General features: G+C 36.9%; 9 protein-coding genes. All 9 read left to right on the top strand.

From position 1 onward, the window contains the following. Positions 1-563: 563 nt before the first annotated feature. Positions 564-1850 carry a nucleotide sugar dehydrogenase gene (locus O9307_RS12110; protein WP_298299678.1) on the top strand — a complete coding sequence of 429 codons (1287 nt, stop codon included), beginning with the start codon at positions 564-566 and terminating at the stop codon, positions 1848-1850. Between the two features lie 72 nt (positions 1851-1922). After that, complete coding sequence (locus O9307_RS12105) at positions 1923-2210, top strand: hypothetical protein (RefSeq protein ID WP_298299676.1); 288 nt, start codon at positions 1923-1925, stop codon at positions 2208-2210. A gap of 259 nt (positions 2211-2469) precedes the next feature. Continuing rightward, positions 2470-3516 carry a dTDP-glucose 4,6-dehydratase gene (rfbB, locus tag O9307_RS12100; RefSeq protein WP_298299673.1) on the top strand — a complete coding sequence of 349 codons (1047 nt, stop codon included), beginning with the start codon at positions 2470-2472 and terminating at the stop codon, positions 3514-3516. A 364-nt stretch (positions 3517-3880) separates the two neighbouring features. After that, positions 3881-4351 carry a UpxY family transcription antiterminator gene (locus O9307_RS12095; RefSeq protein ID WP_298299670.1) on the top strand — a complete coding sequence of 157 codons (471 nt, stop codon included), beginning with the start codon at positions 3881-3883 and terminating at the stop codon, positions 4349-4351. A gap of 839 nt (positions 4352-5190) precedes the next feature. Further along, complete coding sequence (locus O9307_RS12090; RefSeq protein ID WP_298299666.1) at positions 5191-7623, top strand: SLBB domain-containing protein; 2433 nt, start codon at positions 5191-5193, stop codon at positions 7621-7623. Between the two features lie 581 nt (positions 7624-8204). Next, positions 8205-9287, top strand: coding sequence for a Wzz/FepE/Etk N-terminal domain-containing protein (locus O9307_RS12085; RefSeq protein WP_298299663.1), 1083 nt, complete (start codon positions 8205-8207; stop codon positions 9285-9287). Positions 9288-9754: 467 nt separating this feature from the next. Then, positions 9755-10339 (top strand): zeta toxin family protein, encoded by a 585-nt coding sequence (locus O9307_RS12080; RefSeq protein WP_298299660.1) that lies wholly within the window; start codon positions 9755-9757, stop codon positions 10337-10339. After that, positions 10326-10478 (top strand): hypothetical protein, encoded by a 153-nt coding sequence (locus tag O9307_RS12075; protein WP_298299657.1) that lies wholly within the window; start codon positions 10326-10328, stop codon positions 10476-10478. The genes O9307_RS12080 and O9307_RS12075 overlap by 14 nt, the downstream gene beginning before the upstream one ends. Positions 10479-10645: 167 nt before the next feature. Continuing rightward, positions 10646-11068 carry an adenylyltransferase/cytidyltransferase family protein gene (locus O9307_RS12070; RefSeq protein WP_298299654.1) on the top strand — a complete coding sequence of 141 codons (423 nt, stop codon included), beginning with the start codon at positions 10646-10648 and terminating at the stop codon, positions 11066-11068. The last annotated feature ends 5 nt before the right edge of the window (positions 11069-11073 follow it).

Below are 11073 nucleotides of genomic sequence, written 5' to 3'. Positions count from 1 at the left end.
CACTTAATTTGCCACTTTCAAAAACAGAAACAATCTCTCGTTTAAAATCTTCTGAATAATGCCGTACTTTTCGAACATTCTTTAAATTTGCTTTCATATAAATTGACTTTTGTGGTCAACCTATATCAGGGACGTACAGTTGTCGGTTATCAGTTATCAGTTATCGGTTTTCTGGTTTCGGTTTTTAGCTAGTCACAGAATGGGTAAAGGGTTGTTATAAAAAGTTAAATCGTTTAATTGTTTAATCGATTAAACCATTTATCGATTAAACGATTTGACGAATAAACAATTAAACCATTTAACGATTAAACCATTAACCCACTAACCCAATTTGAGTTAGAAAAACCTATCACCAAATACAGTGATTTTTTAGTTTCCATATTGTTGATTTTTTCGAAGCTTAGTACTTGATTTACAGCAGGTTGCATTCTTATTTTTAGGAATGCAACCTTTTGTTTTTTTACTGCTTTTTATTGTGATGAATAGCTGTATAGATTTTTGTTATATTTGCACTCCCAATAAGCTGTCAACTGAATAGTGAGTTGTTTAAATAAGTAGTGAATTTGGATACAAAAATAAAGATTGCCGTCATCGGTCTAGGATATGTAGGATTGCCTTTGGCTAGACTTTTTGCTACTCAATATCCCGTAGTTGGATTTGATATTAACGAAAAAAGGATATCCGAATTACAACAGGGAACAGATAGTACTTTAGAAGTAACAGCTGCTGTGCTTCAATCCGTTTTAGTGCATGATTTTGAAGAAAATGCTAACGGGTTGTTATGCTCTAGTGCAATTACTGACATCGCAGATTGTAATTATTATATCGTCACAGTACCCACGCCTGTAGATAAAAACAATCGCCCCGATTTAACGCCTTTATATAAATCTAGTACCACTGTAGGTAAAGTGTTGAAAAAAGGAGATATCGTTATCTATGAATCTACTGTTTATCCAGGGGTAACCGAAGAAGAGTGTGTGCCTGTTTTAGAGCAAGTTTCAGGGCTACAATTCAATGTTGATTTTTTTGCAGGGTATTCGCCTGAACGAATCAATCCAGGAGACAAAGAACATACGGTAGAAAAAATTCTAAAAATTACTTCAGGATCTACCCCTGAAATCGGTCAAAAAGTCAATGCTTTATATCAGTCGGTTATTGTGGCAGGTACGCATTTGGCACCTTCTATCAAAGTAGCCGAAGCAGCAAAAGTCATCGAAAATTCACAGCGAGATATTAATATTGCTTTTGTCAATGAATTGGCTAAAATCTTTAATTTATTAGACATCGATACCAGTGCCGTTTTAAAAGCCGCTGGGACTAAATGGAATTTTTTGCCTTTTAAACCTGGTTTAGTAGGAGGTCATTGTATTGGAGTGGATCCGTATTACTTGGCGCAAAAAGCCCAAGAGAAAGGATATCATCCTGAAATTATTTTGGCTGGTCGTCGTTTGAATGATAGCATGGGGGAGTATGTAGCTTCACAAGTAGTGAAATTGATGATTAAAAAAGGAGTCACTATTAATGGTGCCCAATTGTTACTATTGGGGATAACTTTTAAAGAAAATTGCCCCGATGTTCGTAACACCAAAATCGTAGACGTCGTTCGTGCTTTTGTAGAGTATGGCATTCAGGTTACGATTTATGATCCTTGGGCGAATACAGAAGAAGTAGCCCACGAATACGGACTAACTACGATAAATGAATTACCCGAAACTACTTTTGATGCTATCGTTTTGGGGGTAGCGCATCAAGCTTTCTTGGATATGGATTACACTGCTTTAAGAAAAGAAAAAAGTGTGTTGTATGATGTGAAAGGGGTGCTGCAAGTGCCAGTGGATGGGAAGTTGTGAGTTATCGGTTGTCGGTTATCAGTTGTCGGTTTATCAGCTCCTGTTTTTGAGTCACTCCCGAATGGTTTTCAAGTGACGGTTTACGCTAAAGTTCCTGAAACTATTGATGGCGGTGTATATGGCGGTGTAAATGGCGGTGTAAATTTAGAAACGGTTGATGTAGTAAATGTAGATTCAAAAGCGATTTTTAGTTTTATTGAAAAGAACCCGGGAGTTAATGTTTTATTTTTAATGAATCATTTCGAAGTTCCAAAACGAACCGTAGAACGTTGGGTAAAGCAATTAAAGGATGAGCATAAAATTGAATTCAGAGGCGCACCAAAGACTGGTGGGTACTGGGTTGTCGGTTGTGAGAAATGAGATGTGAGTTGTGGGTCTTGGGTTTTGGGTTTTGTTTTGGTGGAGGTTGAACCGCAAAGTGCACAAAGAGTAAGCAAGGGGCGCTAGGATTTAATTTTGAGGGTTAATTGGGGGTGATTGAAAGTTTATAGGTGAGGGATTACTCTAAAATGCGATTGAACAATTCAACGATTTAACGGTTAAACCAAATAAATAAAAAGTAAAAAGTAAAAAGTAAAAAGTAAAAAGTAATACTTCTAAAGATAAAACTAGATAAAAAATGAAAAAAATATTGATTACTGGTGGTGCTGGATTTATTGGGTCGCATGTGGTGCGTCGATTTGTGACTACTTATCCAGAGTATCATATTTTTAATTTAGATGCCTTGACGTATGCTGGGAATCTGGAGAATATTAAGGATATTGAAAAAGCACCGAATTATACTTTCGTAAAAGGGGATATCACCGATGAAACTTTTATCAACGAATTATTTGCTACGCATCAATTTGAAGGCGTTTTGCATTTGGCAGCAGAATCGCACGTGGATCGTTCAATTACGGATCCTTTGGCTTTTGTGAAAACCAATGTTTTTGGCACCATGATTTTATTGAATGCCGCTAAAAATCAGTGGAAGGATGCTTTTGAAGGGAAACGTTTTTATCATATTTCTACTGATGAGGTATATGGTACTTTAGGAGCCGAAGGACTTTTTACCGAGACCACTTCTTATGATCCTAATTCACCTTATTCTGCTTCGAAAGCGAGTTCGGATCACTTTGTGCGTGCTTATGGAGAAACGTATGGATTGCCTTATGTACTGACGAATTGTTCGAACAATTACGGGCCGTATCATTTTCCTGAAAAATTGATTCCACTTTTTATCAATAATATTATTCAAAATAAACCTTTGCCTGTATATGGTGATGGGAATTATACGAGGGATTGGTTGTTCGTGAAAGATCACGCTGTAGCTATTGATTTGGTTTTCCATAAAGGAAAGAATCATGAAACGTACAATATTGGTGGCTTTAATGAATGGAAAAATATTGACTTGGTGAAAGTGCTTTGTCGCATCATGGATGAAAAATTAGGTCGCCCAGAAGGTACTTCTCAAGGGTTAATTACTTATGTAAAAGATCGTCCAGGGCATGATTTACGCTATGCTATCGATGCTGGTAAAATTAACCAAGAATTGGGTTGGACCCCTTCGGTTACTTTCGAAGAAGGACTGGAGCAAACCATAGATTGGTATTTGGGTAATCAGGAGTGGTTGAATAGCGTGACTTCAGGGGCGTATGCTTCGTATTACGAAAAGCAGTATTTGTAGGTAGTGAAAAGTGAATGGTTAGAAGTGAAAAGTGAAAAGTGAAAAGTGAATAGTTAGAAGTGAATAGTGAATTGTTAGAAGTGAAAAGTGAATTATTAGACGTTAATAGTTAGAAAGGATTAGTGATTTGACGTTTTTTAGTAATCGATTTAATTGAATATGTTGCTTAAACCAACACCCATCACCCATCACCCAACACCCATCACCCAACACCCATTACCTAACACCCATTACCTAACACCCATTACCTAACACCCATTACCTAACACCCATTACCCAACACCCAATACCCAACACCCAATACCCAACACCCAATACCCAACACCCAATACCCAACACCCAACACCCAATACCTGAAAAAAAAATGAACTGGTACGTACTCTATACAAAGCCCAAATGGGAGAAGAAAGTAGCTGAAAGGCTTAGTGAAATTGGTATTACGGCTTATTGTCCTACTGTGGTCAAGGTACAACAATGGAGTGATCGTAAAAAAAAGGTGGTAGTGCCTTTGTTTTCTTCCTATGTTTTTGTGCAATTGGCGGAAAATAATAGAAATGCTGTTTTTAGCGTTACTGGCGTGGTTCGCTATTTGTTTTGGTTAGGTAAGCCTGCTCTTGTTAGGGATCAGGAGATTCATTCCATTCGGCAATGGCTGTCGGAGCCCGATGCTTTTGAAGTGGAGCTGGCTAGTTGGCAACCCGGAGATCGAGTGGTGTTAGAACAGGGCGTTTTTAAAGATCATATAGCGGTAGTGCAAGAAGTTAAAGCTTCTATTTATGTTTTGGTGTTAGAAGCTTTGGGTTGTGTGCTGAAAGTAGCAAAGAAGAAAGCGTAATTTTTGAAGTTTATTCGTGTAATCGGTTAATAGTTTATTCGTGTAGTCGGTTAGTAGTTTATATGTTTAATTGTATATAGTTTAATTGCATAATTGTAGGCCGTTAATTGGGTGTAAAGTTAGATGATTAAAAAGCTCACCAATAATTAAGGTAATCAATTAAGTGCTTGAATCAGTTAAACTACGAATCAGTTAAACGATTAAATGAATAAACTACGAATCAGTTAAACGATTAAACGATTAAACAGTTAAACAGTTAAACAATTTAACAATTCAATCGCAAATCAGTTAACCAATTAACGACTAAGGCAATAAAAAAAGTCAATATTTAAGTTTTAAATAAGCCTATAATTCTTGTTTATTTGTCTTAAATTTGCAAAAAATTTAAATAGGGAGTCTTTAATGGGACTCACAGTGGCGAAGCCGTGGGAAGAAGTCAGATGGGAGAAGTGAGAAGTGAGATGTGAGAAGTGAGATGGGAGGAGTAAAATGTGAGGAGTGAGCCCTTCGACAGGTTCAGGGTGACGGTAATGTCATTAAGTTAAGGAATAATCAATAATTTAATTGCTGATTTTTGATTGCTGATATTTAAGATGTTGAAAATCATATAATTTTTACTCAATTGCTCCAAAATCTAAAATGTTTCGCCAGTTCGCTGCCGCTCCGATCAAGAATCGTTAATCTTAAATCTAAAATTTCTTAACATAATGACATTGAGGGTGGCGGTGAGAAGTGAGAGTTTAGTACTATAGTAAATAAGAACAGGTAAAAGAAAACAGAGAACAGAAAACTATTCTTATAGCAGTCGATTAAAGGCTGGAATAAATACATTCTAAAATATGAAAAAAATACTAATTGCTTTTGTTGTTGTATTCGCTTTTTTGCAGTCATCAGGACTGTTTGCACAGGATTTAATGAAAAGTCAGGATTTAAGTACTTTGAAAGTCGATTATTTGACTGATGCGGAAATTGCAAAAATCAAGGGGCAATTGCAAGCGAACAATGTAACTATTGAACAAGCAGAGCCAATGGCAATAGCCAAAGGGATGTCGTCTGGAGAATTTGCTAAATTGAAAACCCGTTTGAAGGCCATCGATGGTGGAAAAGAGCCGATAAAAAAAGAAGAGCTAGAGAAGAATAAAGATAAATACAAAAAAGGTGAACTTAGAGAGCAAGAAGAATATGCTAATAAAAAAGTTAAGGACACGCTAAATGCCTTGGTTTTTGGTTCGGAATTGTTTGATAATCCGACCTTGAATTTTGAACCGGATTTAAAGTTAGCTACTCCAGTAAATTATGTTTTAGGACCTGGCGATGAATTGCAAGTGAGTGTCTACGGTATTCAAGAATTTAATGCTAGTATTCCTGTATCTGTAGAAGGGAAAGTGAGTATACAATATGTTGGACAAATTGCGGTTTCGGGTCTGACGATAGAGGCCGCGACTCAAAAAATCCGTGCTGCCATTGCAAGAGTGTATAGTACTGTTGCTTCAGGTCAATCGCAAGTAGGGGTTAGCTTGAGCCGTATTCGTACGATTAAAGTCACCTTGATTGGTAGTAAGCAACCGGGTAATTACTCTGTTTCTTCTTTGGCGACTGTTTATAATGCCTTGTATTTAGGAGGAGGCCCTTCTAAAAACGGCAGCTACAGAAACATCGAATTGATCCGTAATAATAAAGTATACCGAAATATAGATATTTATCGTTTTTTGGTCAATGGGAATCAATCGGATAATATTGGACTAAAAGACAATGACGTGATTCGTATTCCAGCTTATACCAAACGCGTTACGATCGAAGGAGAAGTGAAACGACCTGGGATTTTTGAATTGAAAGCAGGAGAATCGTTTAGTGATTTGTTGCGTTTTGCTTCAGGATTTACGGATTTGGCCTACACAGCCTCGGTTAATGTTTTGCAAAAAACAAGCAAAGAATTTAAGGTTAAAGATGTAAAATCGAATGAGTTTTCTACTTACAAACCTTTGGCGGGTGATGTTTTTAAGGTGACCAAAATTTTAAATCGTTTTGAGAATCGTATCAAAATTGAAGGAGCCGTTTTCAGACCAGATACCTATTCCTACTACAATGGCATGCGTATAGCAGATTTGATCACGCAAGCGGATGGATTAAAAGAAGATGCCTATAAAAAGCGCGCAACCATTGTGCGTTTAAAAACGGATTTGACTACCGAAATGGTGAATGTCGATTTGGGGAAAGCGCTATCGGGTGACGCTTTATCGAATATTGCTTTACAAAAAGAAGATATAGTTACCGTGTATTCTATTTTAGATTTTAGAGAAGAATATACAATTAGTATTGATGGAGAAGTGAAGAAACCTGGAACCTATGACTATTTTGATAACTTATCCCTGAATGATGTCATTGTTCAAGCGGGTGGTCTTACAGGCGCTGCTTCTAAACGAGTTGAGATTGCCCGAATGATCAAATCAGAAACAGAAGATGTTACTTCTTCCAATCGGGTAACCTTATTTGATTTTGAAATCACTACCGATTCGAATGAGCAATTGAAAAATTTTCAACTACGCCCTTTTGATGTGATCAACATCCGCAGAGTAGCCGTTTATGAAAAACCGCTACAAGTAACCGTAAAAGGGGCTGTTAGTTATACAGGGAAATATGTTTTGGTACAAAAGAGAGAAAAGATATACGACATTATACAGCGTGCGGGTGGCTTGTCGTCTCTAGCCGATCCTAATGGTGTAAAAATCAAACGACCGATTCAAGCGAAACAAATCGAAGATTTAGAAAACATCAATTTGAATTTGGGTAAAAAAGATAGCATCCAAACTAAATTAGAAACCAAATTAAAAGAAGAGTTGAAGTTTGCTACCATTCCAGTGGATTGGAAAGCAATACTTAAAAAACCAACAAGTACCTCCAATGTTACCTTGTTGCCAGAGGATGAGATTGAAGTGTCTTATTTAAGTGAAAGTGTTAAAGTGACAGGGAATGTGCTGTTGACTTCGGAAATTCCTTTTGAAAAAGGACGTGGATTCGCTTATTATTTAGATGCCGTAGGTGGCACAGATGCTAAAGCTTGGAGAAAAAAAGCTTACGTGATTTATCCCAATGGAAAAGCAGCTGTTACTGGTCAATTCTTGTTTTTTAGAACCTATCCAAAAGTATTGCCAGGTTCCCAAATTATAGTGCCGGAGAAACCTGAAACCAAGAAAATGACGACTGGAGAATGGGTGAGTATCGGTAGTGTGATCAGTAGTTTGGCGTTGTTGATTGTAACGGCGTTTAAGTAAAAGCGCCCAATCCCCCTAGCCCCCGAAGGGGGAATGAAAAGCTTGAGGGTTAATTGGGGTTCTGTTTAATCGTTTAGCGTTTAATTGTTGAACTGTTTAATCGGTTAATCGCTTAGTGTTTTAAACTTTAAAATCGTTAACCAACTTTTTCACGTCGTACAGTTTATACGGAGCGAAATTGAAGTACAGTCGAGACGCTTTTGTTAGTAGGTACTACTTTGCGTTCCTTGTGGTTAGAAATAGAAGGCAGATTGAAGAGAAAAGAGTCAAGAAAGAAGAGTCAAGAAGGCAGATTTGAGAAGGCAGATTCAAGAAAAAAGATTCAAGAAAAAAGAGTCAAGAAAGCAGATAGTAGAAGTTAGAATTGAAGATAAAGTTTACAAGTTTTAGTTTTGTACCGGTCCTAAAGTAGCACACAGCCAGAGTGTGTAGGGTTTAGTACTAAGCAATACTAGTAAAAAATAGATTTAAGTTGTATTAGTTAGTATTTAATTATTTAGTCAACTAAAGAGTTAACCGTTAACTTATAATGGAAACCCCAAAACGGATAACTGAAACCCGAAAACCGATAAAACGGAATTATGGAAGAAAACATACAAAATAACACCGACGAAATCTCGTTAAAAGAATTACTCGAAAAAGGGAAGGAGTGGTACGCCTACTTGCTATCTCAATGGAAAATTATTGTATTAGCAGGAATTGTAGGAGCAGTACTAGGACTTACCTACTCTTTTATAAAGAAACCCATTTACACGGCTACTTTGTCTTTCGCTTTAGAAGATGAAAAGAGTGGAGGCGGTCTTGGTAGCGCTTTAGGATTAGCCAGTTCCCTAGGATTAGACCTTGGCGGCGGTGGCGGTAGTATGTTTACGGGGTCTAACTTAACGGAGCTATTCAAATCACGAGCGATGGTTGAAAAGACTTTGTTAAGTACTGTACCCGATTTCGATGGAAAATCGATTACTTTAGCGGAACTGTACATCCAAAATAATGAATGGCGTCACAAATGGGAAGGCAAACCCAAATTGGAAAAGATTCAGTTTTTGCCCAACGTGAAACGCACCTATTTCACCCGAGTACACGATAGTATTTTGGGAGTGATGTACGATGAGCTCTCCAAAACGAGTTTATCGGTAGCGCAAAAGGATAAAAAGATTGCGATTATAAATATCGATGTCAACGATAAAAATGAACTATTTGCTAAGCAGTTTTGCGAGAATTTGGCCAAAACCGTTTCCGACTTCTATGTAGCCACCAAAAGCAAGAAAGCCAAAATGAATATGGATATTTTGGTTCGTCAAACGGATTCCATTCGTGGCGAATTGAATGGCGCCATTACTGGAGTAGCCGTAGCTAATGACAATACCTTCAATCTAAATCCTGCATTGAATGTACGTAGAGCACCTTCTGCTCGCCGACAAGTGGATGTGCAAGCTAACACGGCTATATTAACAGAATTAGTTAAACAAACAGAGTTGGCAAAAGTGACATTACGTAAAGAAACGCCATTAATACAAGTGATTGATAGACCTATTTTACCGTTGAAAAAGGAAAAGTTTGGTAAAGCAAAGGGATTGGTGCTAGGTGGATTTTTAGCAGGTTTTTTGGCTGTGTTATTTTTGATTGGAAAACGACTGATGAAAGCGATAATGAGTGAGAAGTGAAAAGTAAGAAGTGAAAAGTAAGAAGTGAAACTGGACCATTAAGTGTTAAAGGCTTAGTCAGTTAATTGTTTAAGGGGTTATAAAAATATAAAGTTAAAAAGTTATCTTTTTGAGGTTAATTTGTTTTTTTGGATTATCTTTTTGATTGCTATAGTTTTAGTTCCTAAATACTTCTTGTTCATCATAAGTATTGAGATGTATTGTAAGCGGTCAGTCATTCGCTTTTAAAAAAGTTAGCCACGACCCGAACGATAGCGAATAGGCGAAGCAATTACACCAATTGACACTAATTTTCATCGAAACTGAAATTGAATGTCACTAATTCCAGCAATAGTAATAATTCGAGTCATTAAACACATTTTAATTCGTGATTCATTAGTGAATTCGTGGTGGATATTTTTAAAAGGGAATGCCCTGTCAAGCGACACAAGAATTGAATAAGTTGAATAAGTTGTATATTTATCAGTATGGTTGATAAAAGGCTTTATATAATTGCAGGTTGTAACGGGGCAGGAAAAACTACTGCGTCCTTTACTATTTTGCCTGAAATTTTAGGTTGTAAAGAATTTGTCAATGCAGACGAAATAGCCAAAGGACTATCTCCTTTTCAGCCAGAAAAAGTAGCGTTTGAATCCGGACGCATCATGTTGCATCGTATCAATGAGTTACTTTTACATCATGAAAGTTTTGCCTTTGAAACTACTTTAGCTACTAGAAGTTATAAGGGAAAAATTTTGGATGCCAAGGCAAAAGGGTATCGAGTGACTTTGTTGTTTTTTTGGCTTCAAACTGTTGATTTGGCCAAGGAACGTGTGAAAACAAGAGTCTTAGAGGGTGGTCACAACATAGCGCCAGATGTTATTGAGAGAAGATATACTCTGGGTATTAAAAATCTGTTTGAAATTTATCTTCCTATCGTCGATGGCGCTTTATTATTTGATAATTCCGAGGGTAAACATGAGCTTTTGGCTAACCAAAAAGTGGACGGATTGCTTACTATTGTGAACGTCGAGAAGTTTAATCTTTTAAAATTGTACTATGACAACCATTGAAATTCAGCTTGAAGAAAACATTAAAATTATCAAAGGACTTGAAAAAGTATATGAAAAATTAGTGGCTTTTAAGAAAAAAAGCAATACAGAACTCGTGATTTTACGGGATAAAAAAATCGTAAAAATAAAACCAGAGTAGGCAGGAAAGTGTTTCATCGATTAATCGTTTAGTGTTTCATCAATTTTCAATTTAAGTTACTTAATTACGTTTTATAATTTTTTTAAAGAAAAACCACAACTTACAACTCACAACAAATAACACGCCCTATAAAAGTTTCCCCTTCGGGGGCTAGGGGGCTTATCAATATGAAAATAGGAATTACCTTCAGTGCCTTCGATTTATTACACGCAGGGCACATCAAAATGTTAGAAGAAGCCAAGCGACAATGCGATTATTTAATTGTGGGATTGCAAACGGACCCAACGCTAGATCGTCCGGAGAAGAATCGTCCAGTACAAACCGTTGTAGAACGTTATATCCAATTGAAAGGCTGCAAGTTTGTCGATGAAATAGTGCCGTACGCTACCGAACAAGACCTCGAAGATATTTTACGCTCTTTTAAAATTGATGTACGCATTGTAGGCGATGAATACCGAGAGCAAAACTTTACAGGACGAATGTATTGTGAAGCCAAAGGAATTGAATTATATTTTAATACGAGAGATCATCGATTTTCTAGTTCAGGGCTGAGGAAAGAGGTGCATCAGAAGGAGATGAAAACCATTTAATAAAA

The sequence above is a fragment of the Flavobacterium sp. genome (assembly GCF_027531905.1).
Taxonomy (GTDB): domain Bacteria; phylum Bacteroidota; class Bacteroidia; order Flavobacteriales; family Flavobacteriaceae; genus Flavobacterium.
This window is presented reverse-complemented; position numbering and strand designations above follow the sequence as displayed.

What these genes read in the sequence shown, in the direction of transcription:
- O9307_RS12090 (WP_298299666.1), top strand. Translation starts at nt 5,191, where the DNA reads ATGAAAAAAATACTAATTGCTTTTGTTGTTGTATTCGCTTTTTTGCAG.
- rfbB (WP_298299673.1), top strand. Translation starts at nt 2,470, where the DNA reads ATGAAAAAAATATTGATTACTGGTGGTGCTGGATTTATTGGGTCGCAT.
- O9307_RS12070 (WP_298299654.1), top strand. Translation starts at nt 10,646, where the DNA reads ATGAAAATAGGAATTACCTTCAGTGCCTTCGATTTATTACACGCAGGG.
- O9307_RS12080 (WP_298299660.1), top strand. Translation starts at nt 9,755, where the DNA reads ATGGTTGATAAAAGGCTTTATATAATTGCAGGTTGTAACGGGGCAGGA.
- O9307_RS12075 (WP_298299657.1), top strand. Translation starts at nt 10,326, where the DNA reads ATGACAACCATTGAAATTCAGCTTGAAGAAAACATTAAAATTATCAAA.
- O9307_RS12085 (WP_298299663.1), top strand. Translation starts at nt 8,205, where the DNA reads ATGGAAGAAAACATACAAAATAACACCGACGAAATCTCGTTAAAAGAA.
- O9307_RS12095 (WP_298299670.1), top strand. Translation starts at nt 3,881, where the DNA reads ATGAACTGGTACGTACTCTATACAAAGCCCAAATGGGAGAAGAAAGTA.